This window comes from Maribellus sp. YY47, from assembly GCF_023111095.1.
Taxonomy (GTDB): Bacteria; Bacteroidota; Bacteroidia; order Bacteroidales; family Prolixibacteraceae; genus Draconibacterium.
Genome location: NZ_JALGYW010000010.1, coordinates 67,172 through 91,547, shown reverse-complemented (window position 1 = coordinate 91,547; position 24,376 = coordinate 67,172). Strand labels below are relative to the sequence as shown.

The 24,376-nt window shown below is 43.5% G+C and carries 15 protein-coding genes; 8 read left to right on the top strand and 7 right to left on the bottom strand.

The genetic code is table 11. The features are described 5' to 3' along the window. Positions 1-21: 21 nt before the first annotated feature. Together MR764_RS10025 and MR764_RS10020 are read right to left on the bottom strand one after the other, a co-directional pair. A complete protein-coding gene (locus tag MR764_RS10025) occupies positions 22-1,158 on the bottom strand; it encodes an adenylyltransferase/cytidyltransferase family protein (RefSeq protein WP_247979279.1) in 1,137 nt (378 codons plus the stop codon). A 70-nt stretch (positions 1,159-1,228) separates the two neighbouring features. Continuing rightward, positions 1,229-2,209, bottom strand: a complete 981-nt coding sequence (locus MR764_RS10020; RefSeq protein WP_247979278.1) for an NAD-dependent epimerase/dehydratase family protein — start codon at positions 2,207-2,209, stop codon at positions 1,229-1,231. A gap of 176 nt (positions 2,210-2,385) precedes the next feature. Between MR764_RS10020 and MR764_RS10015 the strand changes: the two genes are divergently transcribed. After that, positions 2,386-3,402 carry a LacI family DNA-binding transcriptional regulator gene (locus MR764_RS10015; protein WP_247979277.1) on the top strand — a complete coding sequence of 339 codons (1,017 nt, stop codon included), beginning with the start codon at positions 2,386-2,388 and terminating at the stop codon, positions 3,400-3,402. On the opposite strand, the gene MR764_RS10010 is transcribed toward MR764_RS10015, so the two are convergent. From MR764_RS10010 to MR764_RS10000, 3 genes are all read right to left on the bottom strand, one after another. After that, positions 3,399-4,109 carry a hypothetical protein gene (locus MR764_RS10010; protein WP_247979276.1) on the bottom strand — a complete coding sequence of 237 codons (711 nt, stop codon included), beginning with the start codon at positions 4,107-4,109 and terminating at the stop codon, positions 3,399-3,401. The two genes, MR764_RS10015 and MR764_RS10010, sit on opposite strands and share 4 nt — an antisense overlap. Positions 4,110-4,579: 470 nt before the next feature. Continuing rightward, positions 4,580-5,659, bottom strand: coding sequence for a butyrate kinase (gene buk, locus MR764_RS10005; RefSeq protein WP_247979275.1), 1,080 nt, complete (start codon positions 5,657-5,659; stop codon positions 4,580-4,582). Position 5,660: 1 nt separating this feature from the next. Further along, complete coding sequence (locus MR764_RS10000; RefSeq protein WP_247979274.1) at positions 5,661-6,563, bottom strand: phosphate acyltransferase; 903 nt, start codon at positions 6,561-6,563, stop codon at positions 5,661-5,663. 642 nt (positions 6,564-7,205) lie between these two features. Between MR764_RS10000 and acs the strand changes: the two genes are divergently transcribed. The 5 genes from acs to MR764_RS09975 all read left to right on the top strand — a co-directional run bounded on the left by acs (position 7,206) and on the right by MR764_RS09975 (position 15,183). After that, a complete protein-coding gene (gene acs / locus MR764_RS09995; RefSeq protein WP_247979273.1) occupies positions 7,206-9,128 on the top strand; it encodes an acetate--CoA ligase in 1,923 nt (640 codons plus the stop codon). Between the two features lie 48 nt (positions 9,129-9,176). After that, on the top strand, positions 9,177-9,740 hold the full coding sequence (locus MR764_RS09990) for an acetate uptake transporter (protein ID WP_247979272.1): 564 nt from the start codon (positions 9,177-9,179) through the stop codon (positions 9,738-9,740). A gap of 400 nt (positions 9,741-10,140) precedes the next feature. Then, positions 10,141-12,846, top strand: coding sequence for a bifunctional acetate--CoA ligase family protein/GNAT family N-acetyltransferase (locus tag MR764_RS09985; RefSeq protein WP_247979271.1), 2,706 nt, complete (start codon positions 10,141-10,143; stop codon positions 12,844-12,846). A gap of 36 nt (positions 12,847-12,882) precedes the next feature. After that, a complete protein-coding gene (locus MR764_RS09980; protein ID WP_247979270.1) occupies positions 12,883-13,626 on the top strand; it encodes an NAD-dependent protein deacylase in 744 nt (247 codons plus the stop codon). 423 nt (positions 13,627-14,049) lie between these two features. Then, positions 14,050-15,183 (top strand): hypothetical protein, encoded by a 1,134-nt coding sequence (locus MR764_RS09975; RefSeq protein ID WP_247979269.1) that lies wholly within the window; start codon positions 14,050-14,052, stop codon positions 15,181-15,183. A 7-nt stretch (positions 15,184-15,190) separates the two neighbouring features. Here MR764_RS09975 and MR764_RS09970 read toward each other — a convergent pair whose 3' ends face one another. Both MR764_RS09970 and MR764_RS09965 read right to left on the bottom strand, forming a co-directional pair. Beyond that, entirely contained in the window at positions 15,191-15,796 is a 606-nt protein-coding gene (locus MR764_RS09970; protein WP_247979268.1) for a lysine exporter LysO family protein, read from the bottom strand. Further along, positions 15,786-16,082: a LysO family transporter gene (locus MR764_RS09965; protein WP_247979267.1), complete on the bottom strand. Its 297-nt coding sequence runs from the start codon at positions 16,080-16,082 to the stop codon at positions 15,786-15,788. Before MR764_RS09965 ends, MR764_RS09970 begins: the two co-directional genes overlap by 11 nt. 240 nt (positions 16,083-16,322) lie before the next feature. On the opposite strand from MR764_RS09965, the gene MR764_RS09960 reads away from it, so the two are divergent. Continuing rightward, on the top strand, positions 16,323-19,244 hold the full coding sequence (locus MR764_RS09960; RefSeq protein WP_247979266.1) for an FAD-binding and (Fe-S)-binding domain-containing protein: 2,922 nt from the start codon (positions 16,323-16,325) through the stop codon (positions 19,242-19,244). Between the two features lie 744 nt (positions 19,245-19,988). Continuing rightward, positions 19,989-24,376, top strand: a 4,388-nt coding sequence (locus tag MR764_RS09955; protein WP_282189185.1) for a Calx-beta domain-containing protein, incomplete at its 3' end; no start/stop codon positions are given.

The following is a 24,376-nucleotide window of genomic DNA, read 5'->3' as shown; positions in this document are numbered from 1 at the left end:
GGTTTTTTGCTTGAGAAAGTTCTATACTCTGACCTTGATTTTAAAGGTGCCCTCAATTTCTTCCTCTGATGGAAAAACCACATAACCGCCGCCACTCCCGGATGTTATGGCTCCACTATATTTTGGAAAATAATTTGCTTCCATTTCTTGCATTACCCATCCAGGAACGGTGTAAGGAAGCATTTCGCTCCAGGCCAAAAACGTAGCTTTCATGGACTCCCCCAGTTGGTGGACATCTTTTTTTAAAATCGCTTCGTAACAAGCTTTTCCCGATTCACCCAAACGCCTGATAATTTTTGAATCCAGATTTCTTTTCTGAATCGGATCGTAACCTTCGGGCCGCGGCTGAAGTGGCGCAAAATTTAATACTGACGACAACCAATTGCACGTTTCAGTATCAATTGTATTTTCAATGTGTTTGGGCCAGAATTTCCCGTCGTAATCAAGCCTCGAAATGCCGGGCAACAACAAACCGATATGATCCTGCGTACCGGCAATGTACTCCGATCCCGGGGGATTTTCAGCACCAAAAAGCAACTGCGCATTGCGAACCGGATCACCTTCGGGGTATCGGTCTCCCCATAACTCAAGAGCGACTTTACGGGAACTTGTGGCCATACCCGAACGATCGTTGAAATCAATTGTTGGCCATATTTGTGCGACAACAACTGAACCCGGGTGTATTTCAGAAACCCATGGCTGATCGATCCAGCCACCGGCTAAACAAACCCGGTAAGGAAACTTCAAATCTTTTTTTGAACCGGAACTTGAGCGTGTGGGTAGACCTTCTTCGGGAGTTCTGTCAAGTACGATCAGCTCCACCCCATTTTGTTCGCACAATTGTTTTTTCCCTTCAGTAAAACCATCATGATTCACAATAAAAATATCCGGTTTCAGATCTTTCATGTCCTGTTCAAAATCGAGCATTCCCGAACCTGACGCAATGCTGGCATTTTCCACATACCTTACTGCCCCCACCATGAACCTTCGTTCTTCCTGCGAAAAATAAGGAGCTTTCCCTTTCAATAAACGAATGTTCTCATCCTGACCAACGTAAACATGAAGCTTACCGTATTGCGCAGCAGTTTTAAAAAAGGCGATATGTCCGGCATGAAGCAGATCGTAACATCCGCTTACCATTACTATTTTGTCGCTCATAATTCAGTTTTTAAAACAGTGAAGCATGAGTTATGAAGCTTCTCAAAACTCACGCTTCTACCCTTTCAGATTAGTAAACTTTGTTTCCAGAGAGCATTTGTTCCTTAATCCAGGCATAGGTCTTTTTCATTCCTTCCGAAAGCGGATACGAAGGCGCCCAGTTGAGGTATTCCCTGATTAAAGTGTTATCGCTGTTGCGGCCTCGTACTCCTTTAGGTGCGTCAAGGTCGTATGTTCTTCTAAGCTTGAATCCGGCAATGTCTTCCACTATGTCAACCAACTGATTGATGGAAACCATTTCATCACTTCCCAGATTGATCGGTTCTTCAATGTTGCTGTACATTATCTTCAGAATGCCTTCCACACAATCGTCGATGTACATAAACGAGCGGGTCTGCTCACCGTCTCCCCAGATAATAATCTCGTCTTTCCCATACAACTCACCTTCTATTATTTTCCGGCACATGGCAGCCGGAGCTTTTTCCCGTCCGCCATCAAAAGTACCGTAAGGCCCGTAGACATTATGAAAACGCGCTACCCGGGTTGTAATGCCATAATCTTCGCGAAAATGACGACACATCCTTTCCGAAAACAATTTTTCCCAGCCGTAACCATCTTCAGCCAGGGCAGGATAAGCATCCGATTCTTTCAGTCCGGGATTATTAGGATCGGTTTGTTTTTCACCATTGTATACACACGCTGAAGATGCATAAAAAAACCGTGTTGCCCCTAAATCGCGCGCTGCCATCAGCAAATGAGTATTGATCAGCACACTCAACATGCAATCAGCTTTATGGCTTTCAATAAATCCCATACCGCCCATATCGGCTGCCAGGTTAAACACTTCGTAATTACCATTAACAGCCGCGTAACAATTTTCCTTTGAATTCAAATCCAGCACCAGGTTATCAGCCTCATCGTGTACCTGATACCACGTGTTGATCGGTTTCTTATCTACGGCCCTTACTTCGTAGCCCATTTCCAGTAATTTTCGGGTTAAATGACCGGCAATAAAACCTCCTGCACCCGCAACTAACGCTCTCTTTTTCATTTTAAAATATTTTATGGTTATTTGTTTTCAATCACAAATCTCACAAAACTTTTAGTTGCCTGCAATACTGCACTTTAAGCAAAATTTCCGCAAAGCTTTTCGCAAAGCTTTGCGGGAAAGAAAAAATGCTTTCAAACATTAAAATTCTTTACATTTGCTAATCATAAGCAATAAAAATGAGCAAGCGACATACATCTTTGAAAGACCTGGCAACCGAACTTGGTGTTTCCATTTCAACAGTTTCGCGTGCTCTGAAAAATCATCCAGATATCAGTCCGGAGCTAACCCGAAAAATTCAGCAACTGGCCAATGAACGGCATTACACTCCCAATCCGCTGGCCATGGGTTTATTACGCCAGCAAACAAAAATGATCGGGGTGATTGTTCCTGATATCAATACCCATTTCTATTCGTCCATTATTTCAGGGATTGAAAAAGTAGCCAAAGAACACGGGTATTTCATCGTTATTTCTTCTTCCAACGAGTCGATGCAAAAAGAAATTGAATCGGTAGATAATCTTCTCAACTCAAGGGTAGAAGGCCTGATTGTGTGTTTGAGCCAGGAAACCGACGAATTTTCGCATTTTCATAAACTTATTGAAAATGAAATTCCGCTGGTGTTTTTCGATCGGGTTTGTGAAGATCTTAGCGTTCCCGCAGTTTTGGCTAACGGAGAAGAAGCTACGCAAATGATCACCCGACATTTCTATGAAAACGGCTGTCGAAGAATCGCTTACATTTCAGGACCAGGGCATCTGAATATTTCCAGGAATCGGAAAATAGGTTACTTAAAAGGTTTGGAAGAGTGTCATATTGATTTCGATCCTCAGCTTTTAGTGAATTGTAATCTCAGTATTGAAGAAGCCAGGTTAGCCACACAACAGCTTCTGCAACTACCAAACCCTCCGGATGCAATCTTCGGGATGAACGATACCATTGCATTTGCAGCGATGATCGAAATCAAAAAGCAGGGATTTAAAATTCCTGACGATATTTCTTTGGCAGGTTTTACGGATGAATTTCATTCCATCGTTGTCGATCCGCCCTTAACTTCGGTTAGCCACCCCACCTTTGAAATGGGAAAAGCAGCAGCCGAACTGTTTTTTGAACTGCTTGTCAAAGGTGAAAATATCAGTAAACGAATCGTTCTCCCGATCGACCTTGTGGTGCGTCAATCTTCCATTAAGAATTAACTCTCAATGGTTAATACAAATGCCGTTTTGTCCTGTGCGATTATCTCTTCAACGTTTTCCCCGTTCAACGCCAGGTAATAAGCGCCTGTTGCAGAAAGGCTTTCGGCTTCCTTCTTCAGTACCTTCTTTTTGCTGACAAAAATTCGTTTGTAAAACGGGATGTATAGTTTGGTACTGCTTTCCGTCGCATTTGATTTCAATAGAAACTCCCGTTCCTCTTTTAACTCATTGAAATAATTGTACTTCCTGCTTTGCACAAAGTTGATTCTTCGCAAAGGAATTTTCATGTAGATAGCCTGAATAAAATCGCGAACTGCCAGGTCGCCTCCTTTGGCATTTCCGATAAACTGTAAAAAACGGTTTAGAAAAGCACTCACAGCTTCATTCAACAGATTATCTCCCAGGTATTTTTCCAGATTCCTTGCCACCACTTCGGTCGAATCTTTTCGTCCGGTGACCCACCCCTTTCCGAGCGGATAAAGCGAAACAAAAGCCAGTTTGAGATGTCCGTTGTTGATCTTGGCCAGATCACACTGCGTATAAGCAGCCGCGCGCTTCCCCTTCTCTTCGGCTTTTCTTTTGGGCAGAATAATCCACCAGGGCGTGTATTTACGTTTTGATTCGGGCCTGCGGTTTTTATGCAGCCAATTGAACGATCGCCTGTGCGGATGACAATGCAAGTCGGCAAAACGATTTATGGATGCCATAACTCGAGGGGTTTAAAGTTTTTTAATTTGGAAAGTGTAGCTATTCTGTTCTCGAAAATCAGAATACCAATTGCAACAGATGCAAAGCGTCTTGTTTTGTTAACCGGGCACATGATAATGGTTGATTTAATGTAAAACTGCCTTTCCCCGGTTCTATCACGTGGATACAATTTAGTGAACTATGCTGAAAAACACAAATGGAGGTAGATTGAATGGATTGATGAGATTGAAGACTGAATAATCAATATCCAATATTGAATAACCAATCATTTGTGGCTTGCGGCTTATTCTAGCATTATAACATTGATGCATTTTTGCATTACCCAGAATGACAAGTAACCAATAAACAGCGACTCTATGCTCTGCTCCATGCCCCTTGCTCTTTGCCCCTGTCTGGTTATGCGCCAAGCGCCTGTAATCCACTAAGTGCAGGTCTCGAAGCTCATTCCTTCATTAAAGCATTCAGGCTTTTATTTCCGGCCTTGATATTCCTTTACTTCCACTTCGCCCTGAGCGGCCAGCAAGGCATTCATGGCCAGTGCATCGAGTTCATCTTCGCCCGGATAAACAAAAACATTCGCAATAAATGCTGTTCTTTTCTGAACATATTCAACCAGATCCTTACTGTAGGCCAAGCCGCCCGTCAGTAAAATGCCATCCACTTTGCCTTCGAGGACAACCGCCATTTCACCAATCATTTTGCTGAGTTGGTAAAAAAGTGCTTCCTGTACCATACGTGCTTTCTCATCACCGCTCTTGGCACGATTCTCGACTTCCCGCGCATCGTTGGTTCCGAGATAGGCAACATAGCCGCCTTCTCCGAGCACCATTCTTCGTACCTGGTCGCGTTCGAGCTTTCCGCTGAAACACAAATCGATCAACTGGCCCGCCGGAAGAGTTCCCGAACGTTCGGGGCTAAAACAACCTTCCCCATCCAGTGCGTTGTTCACATCAATTACTCTCCCGCCTTTGTGCGCTCCCACCGAGATCCCTCCTCCCAGGTGAGCAATGATCAGGTTTAAATCTCTGTACTTCCGGCCAACCTTTTTAGCATGAATACGGGCGGTGGCTTTTTGATTTAAGGCATGAAAAATAGAACGCCGTTCGAGCATCGGATGACCTGAAAAACGTGCGATATCCTGCAACTCATCCGTAACCACCGGATCGGCCATAAACGCCTGCGCTCCCGGAATTTGCAACGCAATATAATCGGCCAGCATCGGCCCAAGGTTGCTTGCATGATGTCCCATCACTCCCTGCTGAAGATGTTCCAGCATCAGATTATTTACCCGGTAAACGCCCGATTCCAGCGGATAGGTCAAACCGCCACGTCCAATGATGTATTTGATGGAATCCACGTCGATCTTTTCTTCCACCAGGGCATCGATGATCAATCCTTTTCTGAATTCAAACTGATCTTCCACATTTTTATAGTGAATCAGCTGTTCGAGCGAATGCCGGATGGTTTTATTGAGCACACATTCGCGTTCGAAATAAACAGCAAATTTGGTGGAGGTGGAACCTGGATTTATGGCAAGAATCCGAATCATTCTAACTTATTAAAGATGCCAGAGCAACAGAGTTTAACTTGGTTTTTCTACTATCGCCCCGCGACGAAACGACAACCGGCACCTTAGCTCCGGCAATAATTCCCGACATTTCGGCTTTGGCCAGTTTCGAATTGGTTTTGTAAAATACATTGGCAGCATCAATGTTCGGGAACAACAAGCAATCGGCATCACCCGCCACCGGCGAAGTAAAGCCTTTTATGGCAGCTGCGTCACTATTAATGGCCACGTCGAGCGCCATGGGACCGTCAACCATGCCGTGTTCGATCTGCCCGTGTTCCGACATTTTTGCAATGGTAGCGCCATCCATACACGACGGAATAGAAATGATAATTTGCTCGGTTGGAGCAATAACAGCTACTTTGGGTCTATCGATTCCCATGGCCCGGGCTGCACATATCAGGTAATCAGTAATTAAAAGTTTCTGTTTCAGATCGGGGTACGGCAACACGGCAGCATCGCTAAACAACAAGAGCTTGTGGTAGTTTGGGTTGGAAACCACGGCAATATGACTCAGCGTTCCTTTTGAGGGAATCAGGTTGTATTCCTTTCGCAACAATACCCGCATAAATTTATCGGTCGGAATCAATCCCTTCATCAGAATATCCGCTTTCCCCTCGTGGATCAACTCTACTGCCTTGTCGGTCGCTTCTTCCAAATCCGAAGCGTGAATAATTTCGTACGAACTGATATCGATCCCCAGCTTGGAGCAAGACTTCTCGATGGTTTCGCGATCTCCGGTAACTATAGGTTTCACAAATCCCAGTTGTACAGCATCCTGCATCGCTTCAAGCGTGTTTTCGTCGATACCGTTAACAGCCACCACCCGTCTGGCGGTCTGTTTCTGAACGGCACTGATCAGATCTTCAAAATTACGTATCTGCATGTTCTCAATTTTGATATGAAATTAAGGCAAATCACTGAGACAAAGCGCTGTATTTCTCATTCATTTATATGTTTTATACCATCATCAGATTTTTTCAGCTTACAAATGGATACTTCAAATCTCTGCTCGGCAAAACATTAAAATAAATCCCTCAATTCTGGTTATATTTTAGATCATTTTGAGGTCAAAAAATTTTAAACAAGAAAAAAGCAATTAGCGCCTTTTTCAGCTTACAATACCTGTTAATAAAGAACAATTACCCCATTCATTCGAAAAAATTACGATAGTAAGGAGCAGAAAAATCAAGTGATAACAAATTCACCCCTATATATTGTTCAAAAACAAACAGCTGTTTTATAATATACTCTGATACTTTCATCAAAGGCATTTTTATGCTAACTTGAATAACCATAACAAAAAAGTTGTAACTGAAACCTTTTCAACTTGATTCGATTTAATCAGCCATACCGACTTTTTTCTGCACTCTTCGAAAAATCGGATGATGACGTTCTTGTCAACAAGGACCGTTTATCGTTCGATATCTACAAAAAATTATCTGTGAACTTTGCTGCCCGTAAACTGTAATGTTTATGCAAAGAATTCATCCATCTATTAAATCATTAAAATTTACAAATTATAGCTATGGTAAATAAAATCTCAAGCTTAGCAGAATACTTCCGGAAGTACCAGGAAAGCATTGCCGATCCGGATACGTTTTGGGGAAACATTGCAGAAAGCCACTACTGGCAAAAAAAGTGGGACCAGGTACTTCAATACAAATTTGAAGGCGAAGGATCTCCCGATGTAAACTGGTTTGTAAACGGGAAACTGAACATTACCGAGAATATTTTTGAACGTAACCTGTTTACCCGTAAAGACCAGGTAGCCATTATCTGGGAACCCAACGACCCTACAGAACAGGAAGTTAAACTTACCTACGGTGAGCTTTTCGAAAAAGTAAAACAATTTGCCAACGGACTGAAAAAGCTGGGGGTCAAGAAAGGAGACCGCGTGGCTTTGTATCTTCCGATGATTCCGGAACTGGCCATAGCCATGCTGGCCTGCGCCCGAATTGGAGCGATTCACTCCATCGTTTTTGCAGGTTTTTCGGCCACTGCGCTTGCCGACAGGGTAATTGACGCCGAGGCTTCGGTGGTTATCACCTCCGACGGAGGATTCCGAGGTGCAAAATCCATCCCGCTAAAAAGCATTGTTGACGAAGCCATTGAAAAATGTCCATCAGTAAAATATTCAGTGGTATTCAAAAGAACCGGCGAAAAAGTTGACTGGGAAGACGGACGCGATATCTGGTGGCACGATCTCATCAAAGACGTTTCAACGGACAACAAAGCTGAAACCATGGATGCTGAAGATGTGCTTTTTATTCTTTATACTTCGGGATCGACGGGAAAACCCAAAGGAGTGGTTCACACAACCGGAGGATACATGGTTTACACCGAGTATACCTTTAAAAACGTATTTCAATACTCCGACAGCGACATTTACTGGTGCACCGCCGATATTGGGTGGGTAACCGGACACTCGTACATTGTTTACGGCCCCCTGCTGGCCGGGGCTACTTCGGTGATGTTTGAAGGAGTTCCGACCTGGCCCGATGCCGGACGTTTCTGGGATGTGGTAGATAAATACAAAATCACCCAGTTTTATACCGCACCTACCGCCATTCGTGCCTTAGTGGCACAAGGTGATGCATGGGTCACCAAACACGACCTGAGCTCGCTGAAAGTGCTTGGAACCGTGGGAGAACCGATTAATGAAGAAGCCTGGCGCTGGTACCACGATTTGGTAGGCAAAGGGAAATGCCCGATAGTAGATACCTGGTGGCAAACGGAAACCGGGGGAATCATGATTTCTCCCCTGGCCGGAATTACGCCAACCAAACCATCTCTGGCCACTTTGCCGTTGCCGGGGATTCATCCTGTTTTGCTCGATCATGAAGGAAATGAGCTAAAAGGAAACAGCGTGGAAGGAATTCTGTGTATCAAACACCCCTGGCCGGGAATGCTTCGCACAACCTGGGGGGATCACCAACGCTGCTACCAAACCTATTTTTCTTCGTTCCCGGGATATTACCTCACCGGAGACGGCGCCAAACGTGACGAAGAAGGTTATTACCGTATTATTGGCCGCATCGACGACGTGATCAACGTTTCGGGGCACCGGATTGGTACTGCCGAAGTGGAAGACGCCATTAATCAGCATCCCAAAGTAATTGAATCTGCTGTGGTAGGTTACCCGCACGAAATAAAAGGTTCAGGGATTTATGCCTACGTCATTTGTGAAGATATGACAGATGCAGAGATGGCTTCTATCGAAGATGAAATCCGTGCGACGGTCAACAAATTTATCGGACCGATCGCCAAACCCGATAAAATTCAGATTGTTAGCGGCCTTCCTAAAACCCGATCCGGAAAGATCATGCGAAGAATACTTCGAAAGATCGGCGAAGGTGATGCGACCAATCTTGGCGATACCTCAACACTTCTCGACCCGGGAGTAGTTGACGCGATTATCGACGGAGCAAAAGTAGCCGTAAAACGGTAATTCAGTATAAAAACAAAAACGGCATTAAAAAACCTTAAAACTGTAAAAATGGAAAACAAACTATCCAATCCGGCTCCTCTGGGCTTGATGGGCTTCGGTATGACTACTGTTCTGCTAAATATCCATAACGCAGGCTTCTTCCCGCTTGGCTCGATGATTCTCGCTATGGGTGTTTTTTACGGAGGCATAGGACAAATTATCGCCGGTATTATGGAGTTCCGCAAAGGGAATACTTTTGGAACCACGGCTTTTACTTCCTATGGACTTTTCTGGCTTACACTGGTATTTCTTATCGTATTCCCGAAAATGGGATGGCTTGAAAGTCCGCCTTCCGGATTTATGGGATGGTACCTGTTTATGTGGGGCATATTTACATTTATGATGTGGTTGGGTACTTTTGGGAACAACCGAGTGCTACAGTTTATTTTTCTGTCGTTGTGGATTTTATTTTTCCTTTTGGCGATTCGTGATTGGTCGGGATCTGCCTTGATCGGAAAAATAGCCGGATTTGAAGGTATTGTTTGCGGATTATCAGCAATCTACCTCGCCATGGCAGAAGTAATAAACGAAACACAGGGAAAAACAATACTACCCATCTGCGATAGAAAATAATTTAAATTAAAATCGCATTAAAGGATGTCTTGCTTAAGCCGGGCATCCTTTGCTTTTTCACTCCATATCTGTCTAGCATCGTTTAAATCGTATCGAATCCCGGCAGTCACTTGTCTAAAGGGCTTTTCGGATACATTTGCCTTCCGTTAGGTAAACAGATGTTCTAAAACACCAATTCGCAAGGTTGTTTTTTAACATCATTTTAAGCATGCCCAAAAGAAACAATAAACTAAATCACTGTATCACAAAACATTATATCAACAAAATCAGAAATTGGAATAAATTCTGCGAATTTTCTAAGATGATTTTTTTTCGTGAAATTTATAGCAATGAATAACCAAACGTTTTCAGCGCAAAAATCAAGTGAAAGACAAATCACTACAACCAAAAACGAACAACCATGGCCATCAAAAAACTCGACAGCATTTTCAAACCCAAAAGAATTGCCTTAATCGGAGTTTCCAATAATCCCGACAGTGTTGGAGGAATTACCCTTCGCAACCTGGTGGGCGGCGGATTTAACGGGGTGGTTTACCCGGTAAATCCAAAACGAGAGGCGGTATTTGGCATTCCCTGCTACCCCGATGTGAAAAGCCTTCCGAAAACACCCGACCTGGCAGTTATTATGACGGCGGCACAATGGGTTCCGAACCTGGTGAGAGAATGTGGTGAAGCGGGCATTCACGGATTAATCATTATGTCGGCCGGATTTAAAGAATCGGGAGATGAAGGCAAAAAACTGGAAGCGCAGGTAAAAGCCGAAAAGGCCAAATTTCCCGATATGCGCATTATTGGCCCAAACTGTCTTGGAATACTCGTGCCGGGATTAAATATGAATGTAAGTTTTGCCGCCGGAATGCCAAAGAAAGGTCATGTGGCTTTTATTTCGCAATCGGGAGCCTTGTGCACATCGGTGCTCGACTGGGCTTACGAATCGAATATCGGCTTTTCCAATTTTGTGTCGATCGGGAATTCCATGGATGTAAGTTTTGGCGATCTTATCGACTATTTTGGACAGGATCCGAATACCAAATCCATCGTACTTTATGTAGAGTCGATTTCCGATGCGCGAACCTTTATGTCGGCGGCCAGGGCCTTCTCACGCGAAAAACCAATCATCGTCTATAAATCCGGACGTTTCCCGGAATCGGCGGCAGCTGCAGCCTCACACACCGGCGCCATGGCTTCCGAAGATTCGATATACGATGCCGTGTTTCGGCGTGCAGGTTTAGCCCGTGTTTTTGACTTTGGAAACATCTTCGATTTTACCGACCTGGTGGGTAGAAAACGTATTCCCAAAGGTAACCGGCTGGCCATTATTACCAATGCGGGCGGACCGGGTGTAATGGCCACCGACTCGCTGATATCCATGGGAGGAAAACTGGTCAACCTATCAGATGAAACCATGCAAAAACTAAACGATTACCTGCCTCCTTTCTGGTCGCACGGTAACCCGGTGGATGTTTTGGGAGATGCAACACCTGAACGCTTTGCCAGAGCAACCGAAATTGTTTTGGAGGATTCAAAAGTCGACGCAGTTTTGGTTTTGCTTACTCCACAGGCAATGACCGATCCGACAGCAACGGCCAAAGCCATTGCCGAAATGTCGGTTAAAACCACCAAATCAATTATGGCCGGGTGGCTTGGGGGAACTGCCATGCGCGACGGTATTCAAATTTTCAACCAGGCCGGAATTTCGAGCTACGGAACACCCGAGCAGGCGATCCGTGCCTTTATGACCCTTTCGGAATATTCCGAAAACCAGCAAATATTGTATGAAACACCACGCGAAGTTCCCGTTTCGTTTCAATACGACCGGAACGAACTCCGTAAAAAGTACCTGAGTGATGTTTTCCCGAAAGCAAAAATACTGAACGAGGACGACTCTAAAATGCTGGTCAACGACTACGGTATTGACACCACCCACCCCACTCCCGCAGCAAGCGAAGACGAAGCAGTTCTGATTGCAGAACAAAAAGGTTACCCCGTGGTTTTGAAAATTTATTCGCCTGATATAACCCACAAATCGGATGTTGGAGGCGTTGCGCTTAACATCAAAAATGAAGACATGGTGCGGGCCACTTTCCGCAATATGATAAAAACAGCTGCCGAAAAAAGGCCTGATGCCAAAATCGAAGGAGTTACCGTTCAACGGATGGTAGATACCAAAGACGGAATTGAATTGATCCTGGGCACCAAAAAAGATCCGATTTTTGGTACGGTTATGCTGGTGGGAATGGGTGGCACCACCGCTGAATTATTTAAAGACAAAAGGCTGGAATTTCCGCCGCTAAACGAGCATTTGGCCCGGCAGATGCTTCGCTCACTCAAAATTTACCCCTTGCTAAAAGGCTGGCGTGGCGACAGTCCGAAAAATATCGACAAGCTGATTGAAGTGCTGATTCGCATGTCGTACCTGGCCGCTGATTATCCCGAAATAGAAGAACTGGACATCAACCCGCTGATTGTAACGCCAACCGATGTTATTGCGCTGGATGCCCGGATAGTAGTAGACGAAGAAATCTTGAAAACTCCGGTAAAAGAATATTCTCATCTCGTTTTACGCCCTTATCCCGAAAGTTTAATCTGCGAATGCAAACTAAAAGACGACACTCCGGTGTTGTTGCGCCCCATTCGTCCGGAAGACGAACCCATGTGGCTGGTTTTGCTCGGAAGTTGCTCGAAAGAATCGATTTATCACCGTTTCCGATATGATTTTTATTTTGACTCGCACGAAGTTGCCTCGCAGTTTTGTTTCATCGATTACGACCGTGAAATTGCCATTGTTGCCGAACACGAAAAAGAAGACGGCACAAAAGAAATTATCGGTGTTGGCCGCTTGATTGCTGATCCCGACGTGGAAATTATGGAATACGCCATTTTAATTACCGATGCATGGCAAAAGAAAGAGCTGGGATATACGCTCACCAAATATTGTCTGAACGTTGCCAAAGGTCGGGGAATTAAAAAACTGGTTGCCGAAACCACCCGCGACAATAAACCGATGATCTCTGTATTCCGGAAACTGAATTTTAAGATTCGCTTTAACGAAGACACTACCGTATCGGTAAGTAAAAATCTGGAAGAAGAGGAACAAATTAGTTAAAACCCGGTTTGTAATAGGAACACGGGAAACAACAATATGGATATTGAAAAAGTGAAACAGGCGGCCGAGATCATTCGGAAAGCCAGGTATGCAGTGGCATTTACGGGCGCAGGCATTTCGGTACCGAGTGGAATACCGCCTTTTCGGGGTGAAAACGGGCTTTGGAATACCACCGATCCCATTTTTCTGGAAATCGGATTTTTCAAAAAAAAGCCCTTGCAAAGCTGGCTAAAGATCAAGGAAATATTTTACGACAAACTGGGAGACGCTCTTCCGAACGAAGCACACAAGGTTTTGGCGCATATGCAGCAGCGTTCCTATCTCGAATCGATCATCACGCAGAATATCGATCATTTGCATCAGAAAGCCGGGAGCAAACATGTATACGAAATACACGGAACCTACACGCAACTGGTTTGTACGGCCTGCAGTACCGAATACGACATGAGTTTCGCCGATCTGAATTTTCTTCCACCAACCTGTTTTGTTTGCAAGGGCATTCTCAAACCTGATATTGTTTTTTTCAACGAGCCCATACCTGCATTTGCGAAAAAGCGATCGTTTGAAGAAGCCGCAAAAGCAGATGTTTTTCTGATCATCGGAACCAATGCAGAAGTGCTTCCGGCAGCGGAAATTCCGGTTAAGGCAAAAGAGCACGGAGCAACCATTATCGAGATCAACATCGAGGAAACACACTTCACCCGCGAAATCACTGATATTTTTCTGCTGGGCGACGCTGCGGAGATAATGACAGCGATTGGAGAAATGCTTTACCTCTAAGGCGATTTTATTTTTCCGAGCAATTCCCAAAAACAAAGAAATCGATCTCACATACCAACTTTCTTCTTGTTCACGACTTTTATATCGCTAAATTAAATGTTGCCCGTTTTCATTCATCCGGAAACACGAACTTTCATGAAACACCACTCTTCGTCAGGCGTAATGTGAGCTTGAAACATAATTCGGCGCTTCGCACCAGGTTATTGATCAATAACTCTGTCAGAGTCAAATTAATCATCATATTGAAAAATGAAATATTTCATCTTTAATTTACTCAGGATGGGATTGTGAATGACTAAGCCGGATAAAATCTGCTTGGCTTTCAATAAAACCAAATGCAGAATGAGTATCAGAATATGAAATAAATTTCTTTCAAAGAAGCTTAAAAGTTTATATTTGTTGCATAAAATCTTAATCTTGAAGATGAACAAGCAAAATCTGATTCTACTACTTCTCCCCCTTCTTTTCTTTTCGTGTTCCAGCGGTAAAAAGGCCTTACAAAAGGGCAACTATTACCAGGCGGTATCACAAGCTGTTGAGCGTTTAAAATCGGATCCAGATAACAAAAAAGCAACAACAGTGGTAAAAGAGGGTTATCCCATCGCCCTGGAGTGGTCGCAAGAAGAGCTGGATATGGCGCTTTCGTCGGACGAGGCATTTAAATGGGAACGGGCCATTAATGTGATGCAACAGGTAAACCGCTTATCCGAACAATTACGAAGCACTCCTGCTACCCGAAAAATTGTTACCAATCCTACAGTTTTTACCTCGGAGCTGAGCATGGCTTACGAGAAAGCTGCCGAAGAGCGCTACCAGGCCGGAATTCATTTTTTGGAACAAAACACCCGCGAAGCAGCACGCACCGCCTATAATCACTTTTTAAGAGCAGACCAGTTAATTCCGGGCTACCAAAATGTGTTGCAGGAAATGGCAACCGCCAAAGAAATAGCCACCTACAGAGTGATTGTGGAGGCTGCTACGGTTCAAACCAAAACGTATAAATTAAGTTCCGAATTCTTTTACAACCAGGTATTTGAATTTCTGCACAACAGGTATCCCGAAAGTAGTTTAGTCAACTTTTATTCACCGCAGCAAGCTCAAAAATTTAAAATCGAACATCCCGATTTTATTGTGCAAATGGAGTTTTTCGATTTCTCGGTTGGCAATTTAGTGCGCAGCGAGAAAGAAGAAGAACTGATTAATAAAGTAAAGGTTGAGACAAAAGACACGACCAGGGTCATCTACAAAACCTACAAGGCAAAGCTAAAAACGTACTCAGATAAAGTGATTTCAGGAGGAAGTTTAAGTTATCGAATCATCGATTTCAATACCAATAACTTGCTGCGCGATAAACTTATTCCGGGATCGTTCACCTGGGAAAACAAATATGCGATTTATGTGGGCGACGAACAGGCACTATCCGAAAAACAGTTCGCACTCACAAAAAATAAAGCACTACCTCTTCCGCCACATCAGGATCTCTTTATTGAATTTACTCGTCCGATCTACAATAACCTGAGCGCCGATCTCGATCAGTTTTTCAGAAGATACAGGTAAATAAAAGCTATAAAACTTCGAGAATAAAACTCACTAAAAAAGGTACGATTATAGTTAAAACCACACCACTGAAAATAGCAATTACCCCCCATTCTTTTCCTGAATATTTGACGATAACCGGCATTGTGGTATCCATCGAAGTTGCGCCCCCCGATGCGATCCCGGCCAGTTCGCCAAAATACACAACCAAGAGCGGGGTGGCCAGCAAAGTAAAAATCTCGCGCAAAATATTTGATAAAAGGGCAATTACCCCCAGCGTTTCGCCATGAATCTGCGTAATAAAAATGCTTGACAAGCTGTAATAACCAAAACCTGCACCAACAGCCATTGATTCTTTTATGTTTAAATCAGAAAGGAAAAGCCCGGCTAACGCGGCCCCTCCCAGCGTACCAACCACAACCCCCAAAGGCACCAGCAAAATTTTAACATTCATCTGTTTTATTACCTTCCACGAATTTCTATCGGCACCAATACTGATACCCACCAAAAACATGAGGGCATAAAGAGCATACATGCTGTAATCGTTTTTGACAATAAACCCGGGCAAAAGATTAAAAACGCCCGCCAGAACACCTATCGAAAAAAACGCCAGAATTATAAGACTATTTATCATTCTGCCCCTCCTTTCTATAGGTTGAAAACAGGGTTTTGTACAATATCCACAATACCAGTACGCTTCCGGCTACCGCCCCAAAAGTTATGGATACAGCTTTCATTCCTATTTTATCCAGGTTATCAATAATGTTTTTATTTACCCCTACCGAAATCCCCAACAAAAACAGAAGCAGAAAAATGGCATAAGAAATTAACTTCTCAACCGCTTTCAGTAAAACGGGAATACGGCCCAAAAACCTTCCCAGAAGAATACCAATAGTCATTAACACCAATACTGTTACCATACAACTTTATTACGAATGAAAAACGGTCCGAATATAGATATTATCCTGCTTAACATTGGGCAATAGAAAAAAAGCTACCATTACTGATCAGAAGGCTCCGCCGGCAGTCGAATTCGCTGTTGAATAAAAAAATCAATACATCAAATTCTTGTCTGCTTATTTTCTATTTTTAGAAATTAGAAAAAGAATTGACACTTGTATGACATCTTACATACATTTGCAATTCAAAATATTTTTGAGATGACAACTACAGCTAAATTTAACGAACTAAAATCGCAGCTCGAAGGCGATCTTTTCGTCGACAATGTTCAACGGGTTTTGTATTCAACCGATGCTTCGCAGTACAAAGAAATGCCGCTGGCAGTAACCCGCCCGAAAAACAAGGAAGACATCAAAAAAATCATAGCCTTTGCCCGCGACAACCAAACTTCAGTTATTCCGCGCGGCGCAGGGACTTCACTGGCCGGTCAGGTGGTGGGTTCGGGAATTGTGGTGGACATTTCGAAATACATGAACCGCATTTTGGAGTTCAACGAAAAAGAGAAATATGTAATTGTTGAACCCGGTGTGGTATTGGCTGAACTAAATCTGTTCCTCGCAAAATACGGGATGCAGTTTGGCCCCGAAACATCCACTGCCAACCGTTGCGTGGTGGGAGGAATGCTCGGAAACAATTCCTGCGGACTGCATTCGCTGGTGTATGGAAGTGTGCGGGAACACATTCTGGAAGTGGACGCTATTTTATCGGATGGCTCGGAAACCACTTTTAAACCACTCACCAAAGAAGAATTTAAGGCAAAAATGAATGGCAATCCCAATGCTTTGGAGAAGACCATTTACACCAATATTTTCCAGATTCTCTCTGACTCGGAGAACCAACAGGAAATCAGGGATAAATTCCCGGATCCGCGGGTCACCCGGCGAAATATGGGGTATGCCATTGATGTGCTGATGGATTCGGAAATGTTTAGCGAAGGCGAAGAACGTTTCAACTTTTGCAAACTACTGGCAGGTTCGGAAGGTACACTTGCCCTTTCAACCCAACTGAAATTAAATGTTATTCCGCTGCCACCGAAGCACCGCGGCTTGCTGTGCGCGCATTTCGAAACGCTGGAAGAATCGATCTACGGCAACCTGATCGCGCTAAAATACAAGCCAACGGCTATTGAGCTAATGGACGATCCGGTGATGCAGGCCGCCAAGCAAAACATAGAACAACGTAAAAACAGGTGGTTTGTACAGGGAGATCCCGGTGCCATGCTGATGATCGAACTCTCATTTGAAACCGAAGAAGAATTAACCTCAACTGCCGAAGCACTTGCCAACGAATTAAAAGAAGCGGGACTCGGCTATCATTATCCCCTGATTACAGGACCAGAAAACATTAAACGTGTTTGGTCGCTGCGAACCGCCGGCCTTGGGCTATTGGCGAATGTTCCGGGCGATCGGAAAGGTGTTCCGGGAATCGAAGATACGGCTGTTCACCCCGAGTATTTACCAGATTACATAGCCGACCTTAAAAAGGTCCTGGCAAAACTCGGATTGAGCAGCATTTACTACGCACACATTGCCACCGGCGAAATACATTTCAGGCCGTTGATCAATTTTAAAGATCCGAAAGACGTGGAACTCTTCGATACGCTGATGAATGAAGTGGCTGCCCTGGTAAAAAAATACAGGGGTTCGATGAGTGGCGAACACGGCGACGGCAGAGCACGCGGGAAGTTTATTCCGTTTATGCTGGGTGAAAAAAACTACCAACTGGTGAAGTCGGTCAAAAAAGCCTGGGACCCCGATAATATTTTCAATCCCGGAAAAATTGTGGATACGCCGCCTATTACTGAAAATCTGCGGGTAATTCCGGGAAAAGCTATTCCGGATTACGACACCAGCTTCGATTTCTCAAACAACCGGGGCTATTTCAGAAGCATTGAAAAATGCAACGGCTCGGGCGACTGCCGGAAATCTCCGAAAATTGGAGGAACCCTCTGCCCTACTTTTATGGCCACCCGCGACGAAGACAAAAGTACGCGTGGCCGAGCCAATATTCTTCGCGAATTTTTGTACAACAACGAAAAAGAGCAGGCTTTCGACCACCGCGAAATCTATGACATACTTGACCTGTGTATTTCGTGTAAAGCCTGTAAAAGCGAATGCCCGTCGAATGTCGATATGGCCAAACTGAAGGCAGAATTCCTCCAACATTACTACGATATCCATGGAATTCCGCTCCGGTCGAAGCTAATAGCCTACCTGCCAAGATTAAACCGACTGGCGATGGTTTTCCGCCCCATATCGAATGCTGTAATGAACACTTCGCTGCTAAAAAAATCCATCGGATTTTCAGCCAAAAGAAATGTTCCTTCCCTGTCAAAAATTACACTGAATCGCTGGGTTGGGAACGGGCTTCCAAACCCCGAATCAGAAACCAAAGGAAGGGTTTACCTCTTTAACGACGAGTTTACCAATTATAACGAAAGTGATATCGGGATCAAAGCCATTTTTCTGCTCACCCAACTCGGCTACGAAGTTAAAATTCCGGCAACCAAAGAATCGGGCCGTACCTTTTTATCAAAAGGACTGGTAAAAACGGCACAAAAGATTGCTATCGAAAATGTTAAGCTGTTAAAAGACATTATTACTGCAGGAACACCGCTTGTCGGCATTGAACCTTCTGCCATTCTTGCTTTCCGTGATGAATACCCCGAACTGGTAAAAGGTAGCTTACAAAAAGACGCAGAAAAACTCGGGGAAAACTCCTTGCTTATCGAGGAATTTATTGCAAAAGAAGTAGAAAAAGGAAATATCGACAGCACTGCTTTTACTACAGAAGAACGAAAAATTCTGATCCACGGGCACTGTCAGCAAAAAGCAGTAGCATCGACCGATCCAACCAAAAAAATGCTTTCGTTACCCCAAAACTATACGGTCGAAGAAATTCCTTCGGGATGTTGTGGTATGGCCGGTTCGTTTGGCTACGAAAAGGAGCACTACGATTTGTCGATGAAAATTGGTGAAATGGTATTGTTTCCGGCGGTAAGAAAAGCCGAGGCAGAAACCATCGTTTCGGCGCCGGGAACTTCGTGCCGCCACCAGATAAAAGATGGAACCGGTAAAAAAGCCCTGCATCCGGTGGAGGTGTTATACGACGCGCTGCTTTAAGTACAATGTCAAATTTCCAGGCTTGGTGAAATTTTGAATAGTATGTGTTAATTGCTGTAACTTCTCTGCTCTCTTTTAATCCGAAGAAGCAGAAAATCAGCATTTCTATCGGCGGGTAACACTTCGGTTTATAGATTGGAGTAACGCACATCAATTACTTTTCGGTGCGAGCCCTGTTCAAAACGATAAAAGAATAATGTTTAACCATGCTTTCGCACTTTTTATCGAAAATGCAAAACTCCTATTGTTGACTATACCATGAACACATTTTCAGGTAATTATGATTAGTCCTAAATTGTAAATGCCAATTTCTTTAAAATTTCGATAGCAAAAGTGAGGTCAAACTCTCTCCTAAAATCAAGTCATTCATAGCTTTCGAATAGCTTTTTTCAAAATGGGACAAGCCTAAATATCAATCGGATTACATTTATTCATAAATTATATACTGTGATTAGTGATAAAAATGAGGGTTTCTACACCAATCACAGAGCTTTACTCCAATTCAGAACATATGGAAAATATAATTTTTTTTCCATTGATAGACCTACCTCTGAAAGTTAGTTTGACTAACTAAAGGGTAACGTTGCGGGCCAACTGCTATGGACGGCAATCGCCTGTAATTGTATGCCTACAAACCCCAGGTTCTTAACCAAACGCTTTATGTTTATGCCTTGCCCAAAGGTGAGGTAGGGCTATGTTTTTACGCAGAATATTCGAATAAAAATAACCGCAAAAACAAACATGATGAAAAAACTTTACCAAACTGTGAAAATATCCCGGGTAGTAACGCTACTGTTATTGGGGATATTTATGCTGATCGCCAATATTTTGGCAGCACAGGAAGTAACTATTTACACCGATAAGGACGACTACTGGCCTGGCGAATGGGTAGTAATTCAAGGCTCAGGCTGGATTCCCGGCGATACTGTTGTGTTATCAATAACCCACATAGGTGACGTTATTCCTGATCACACACATGATCCCTGGAAAGTAATTGCTGATGCAAACGGGGAAATTTACGATGAATGGTTTGTATTCGACACTGAACTGGGAACAACCATGTGGTTACAGGCTCAAAGCCTGTTATACCCTGAAATGTATGCAGAATCGACATTTACAGACGGAAGAACATACTATACTGCTAATTTGAGCATATATCAGCCTGGAACATATACAAGGAAGGTTTATAGCCAGGTAGAAGCTCCGGTTGGAAGAGGTACTAGCCCCTTGAACACAGCAAGTTCAACTCCTGTAAATTCGATTACTAATTCATATTATGCTTATCTGGGATTAGGTCAAATAATACCTTATGAAGTTTTAATTACCGTCTCAAACGATCTCCCTTGTACTGAAGGAGCAATTAACTTCAAAATAAACTTTGATTCAAACTTTGGCTACGATATCACTAGAAAGGTTGTTGGGGCATTTGTAAATGCTGACAGAATAACAATCGGTAAAGACGTTTCATCTCAAGCTACAGTTAGCAGTTATACATCAGATATTATCACTGCAAATGAGGTTTTTCAAGGCTCTATAAATGTATCAGGACTCAATCCCGGAGATGTTATACCTGTCGAAATATGGGTGGTTTTAGAATCCACTGTTCCTGCGGGAGGTCTCAATGGTAACTTTTCAGCCTCAATGGATAGTGGTGAACCTATAGATAATTGCAATGCTGGGGTTAGTGTTAACGGAAACTTAAACTTTAATTCAATACGTAATTTCACCACGGTACCAGTAGATTTGGAAATTACTAAAACAGGACCTGTTGGACCTGTTCTGACTTGTTCTGATATTGAATATACAATCACAGTAACAAACAAAATTTCATCAGATCCAAATATTTATGCAGTAGCAAATGCAGTTGAAATTAAAGACATTCTTGATTTAAACACTGACTTTAATAATGTTACTTATGACATTGTAAGTGGAGATAATTTAGGCGCGGGTTGGTCATTGAAGTCACAAGCAGATAATGAAATAGTATTCTATTCAAGTTATCTCGATTATGGAGAGTCGGCAACAATAACCTTAAAGGTAACAGCTAATGAAGATGCACCGTTAACGGGGGTCACAAACACAGCGACTACAACCACAATAAGCAGTGATGGTACGCCCGGAAACAATACATCTTCAGCGACTACTATTTTGGAAAACACAAACCCGGTTGCGGTTTGCAAAGACATAACTGTTGAACTTGATGAAACAGGTAATGCATCGATCGATCCAATAGATGTTGATAATGGTTCGAGTGATAATTGTACTATTAACAGGGCAAATGCAACCCTTTCTACATCTAAGTTCACTTGTGCAAATACAGGTGAAAACATCGTTACGCTTACCATCGTTGATGCCAGTGGAGCCGTAGGCACCTGCACAGCTAAAGTAACCGTCATTGGTTCGATAGAAACTCCTGCTGCGTTAGCTCAGTCTTTCTGCGCTTCCAGTAATCCGACAGTTGCAGACCTTGTGGCTACCGGAATAAACTTAAAATGGTACGATGTTGCAACTAATGGTACCGTTTTAGAGAACACCACTCCTTTAGCTTCCGCAACCTACTATGTAAGCCAAACTTCTGCACAAGGTTGCGAAAGCTCCAGAACTCCTGTCAGCGTAACCCTTAATCCAAGTCCGACAATTACTACTCAACCTGAAGATCAATATATATCTGAAGATACACCTATATCATTCAGTGTAGAAGCTATAAACTTCGATTCCTATCAATGGCAAATCTGGAACAGTTCTATTGGTGAAAATGGAGACTGGGAAAATATTACCGGTGCTACAGAAGCAATTTATAATTTTGGGGTTCCAACCTACGACGATGGCGGGAAACTTTTTCGTTGTGGAGTAACCAATGATTGTGGAACTGTTTACAGCAGTTCAGCAGAAATAGTACCCCTCGCAGGTTGTCCTGCCGTTGAAATCAGTTCTCAACCATCTTCAATAACAGATGTCTGTTTAGGTACAACCGGTTTAAGTTTCTCGGTAACAGTAAATGCAAGTACCATTGCTCAGGCAACTTATCAATGGTATAAAGTTATTGAAGGAGGAGATGATTATGCCATTCCCGGAGCGACTTCTTCAACATACAACTTGACTGCTTTAACTGCTGATATGGCAGGAAGTTACTATGTTGTTATTTCGCGGGCTTGCGGACAAAACGTAAATTCAGAAACATCGGATACAGTAGATTTAGTGATCTTACCTAACGCTTCCGTTTCATCTGTAACAGGAACTTCACCGCTTTGTATAGGTAACTCCGCAGCTTATGTGGCAAATAATGCAGTATTGGGAGGTGGAACCGGTGCATGGAGCAGCAGTGATTTAACAATTGCAACTGTTGATCCCACTTCAGGTGAAGTTACAGCAGTTGGCGCAGGAACTGCCAATATCACATATACCATATCAGGCGGTTGTGGAGGAACAACAAGCGCTTTGCAATCAATTACGGTGAATCCATTAACCGTTGGGGGAACGGTATCGTCAGATCAAGATATTTGTGCAAACACAGCACCTTCTGATTTAACATTGGTTGATAATATCGGTGATATTATAAAATGGCAAAAATCCAGCGACTTTGTTTTTACTTCACCTGTAGATATTTCAGAAACCAGTTCAACGCTTACAGGTACAGTCATTGGTCCACTTTCGGCAACTACTTATTTCAGGGCAGTTGTTCAAAGTGGTGTCTGTGCAGAAGCTAATTCGTCGGTTGCAACAATTGGAGTTTATGGCACAACAATTACTAGTGGTACGGTTGGAGGATCAGCTGAATTGGATCTCTGTGATGGAGGTAATCCTGCAGCATTTACAGTTGGTGAGCCTACCGGTGGTGATGGAAACTATGTTTATCAGTGGGAACAATCAGAGAATTGCTCCGACTCATGGACAAACGCTGTTGCGCAGGACGCCGGACCAACAAATACCTTAAGCTTCAATCCGCCCGCATTAAATTCTACATTGTCATCCATGTGTTACCGTTTAAAAATTACTGACGGATGCGGAAGTGTTGGTTACTCAACTACCAAAACTTATAATATTTACGAGGATCCGGTATCTCAGTCCATTATTCCAACACCGGCTGACGGAAGTTCTATTTGTGTTGGGTCTTCGGTTTCTGCAACCTTTGCAGGAGGCAGCGGAGGAATTCCCGGTTCATATACTGATGTTTATCAATACAGTGTCGATGCAGGTTCAAATTGGAGCACTTATACCACTGGTAATCCAATAGTTGCAACTGAAAGCATGGTTGGCACAGATATGATTAAGATACGGACACGACGGGAAGCATCAGGTTCAGGATGTAACGATGGTTTATACAACTATGTAACCTGGACAGTACAACCTGTACCAAGTTTAAGCATAAACGATATAAGAGTTTCAGAAGCCGCCGAAACTGCACACTTTACAGTTGAATTATCACATGCGGTAGTTTGCGATGTAACCTTTGATGTTGCCACAGCAGATAATACAGCAACAGCCGGTAGCGATTATACAGCAATTGCAACAACACAATATATTATATCGGCAGGAAATACTTCGATAACTGTTGATGTACCCATAAGTAATGACAATGCATTGGAAGCCGATGAAACTTTCTTTGTAAACCTTTCTAATCCAGAAAATGCAACTATTGCAGATGGACAAGGTGAAGGTATCATCACAAACGACGATGCTGCAGCGGTTACTATTGCGGATGTAAGCGGAGAGGAAGATGGCGGAGCAATCACCGTGACTCTGGCTCTGGACAATGCGGTTCAGGGAGGCTTCACCGTGCATGTAAATACTGCTGACGGAACAGCCACAATCGCAAACAGCGACTATACTGCCGTAACAGGACAAACAATCACTTTTGTCGGTAACGCTTTGGAAACTCAAACTTTCACCGTTACTCCAACGGCTGATGCCATACTCGAAGCAGACGAAACTCTGACGGTAAGCATGACCAACCTGGTCGGATTACCAGTTAATATTTCGGACGGGGCGACCGTAACTATCACAAACGACGATGCTGCAGCGGTTACTATTGCGGATGTAAGCGGAGAGGAAGATGGCGGAGCAATCACCGTGACTCTGGCTCTGGACAATGCGGTTCAGGGAGGCTTCACCGTGCATGTAAATACTGCTGA

What these genes read in the sequence shown, in the direction of transcription:
- MR764_RS09975 (WP_247979269.1), top strand. Translation starts at nt 14,050, where the DNA reads ATGAACAAGCAAAATCTGATTCTACTACTTCTCCCCCTTCTTTTCTTT.
- MR764_RS09970 (WP_247979268.1), bottom strand. Translation starts at nt 15,796, where the DNA reads ATGATAAATAGTCTTATAATTCTGGCGTTTTTTTCGATAGGTGTTCTG.
- MR764_RS09990 (WP_247979272.1), top strand. Translation starts at nt 9,177, where the DNA reads ATGGAAAACAAACTATCCAATCCGGCTCCTCTGGGCTTGATGGGCTTC.
- MR764_RS10000 (WP_247979274.1), bottom strand. Translation starts at nt 6,563, where the DNA reads ATGCAGATACGTAATTTTGAAGATCTGATCAGTGCCGTTCAGAAACAG.
- MR764_RS09965 (WP_247979267.1), bottom strand. Translation starts at nt 16,082, where the DNA reads ATGGTAACAGTATTGGTGTTAATGACTATTGGTATTCTTCTGGGAAGG.
- MR764_RS10025 (WP_247979279.1), bottom strand. Translation starts at nt 1,158, where the DNA reads ATGAGCGACAAAATAGTAATGGTAAGCGGATGTTACGATCTGCTTCAT.
- MR764_RS09980 (WP_247979270.1), top strand. Translation starts at nt 12,883, where the DNA reads ATGGATATTGAAAAAGTGAAACAGGCGGCCGAGATCATTCGGAAAGCC.
- MR764_RS10015 (WP_247979277.1), top strand. Translation starts at nt 2,386, where the DNA reads ATGAGCAAGCGACATACATCTTTGAAAGACCTGGCAACCGAACTTGGT.
- acs (WP_247979273.1), top strand. Translation starts at nt 7,206, where the DNA reads ATGGTAAATAAAATCTCAAGCTTAGCAGAATACTTCCGGAAGTACCAG.
- MR764_RS09960 (WP_247979266.1), top strand. Translation starts at nt 16,323, where the DNA reads ATGACAACTACAGCTAAATTTAACGAACTAAAATCGCAGCTCGAAGGC.
- buk (WP_247979275.1), bottom strand. Translation starts at nt 5,659, where the DNA reads ATGATTCGGATTCTTGCCATAAATCCAGGTTCCACCTCCACCAAATTT.
- MR764_RS10010 (WP_247979276.1), bottom strand. Translation starts at nt 4,109, where the DNA reads ATGGCATCCATAAATCGTTTTGCCGACTTGCATTGTCATCCGCACAGG.
- MR764_RS09985 (WP_247979271.1), top strand. Translation starts at nt 10,141, where the DNA reads ATGGCCATCAAAAAACTCGACAGCATTTTCAAACCCAAAAGAATTGCC.
- MR764_RS10020 (WP_247979278.1), bottom strand. Translation starts at nt 2,209, where the DNA reads ATGAAAAAGAGAGCGTTAGTTGCGGGTGCAGGAGGTTTTATTGCCGGT.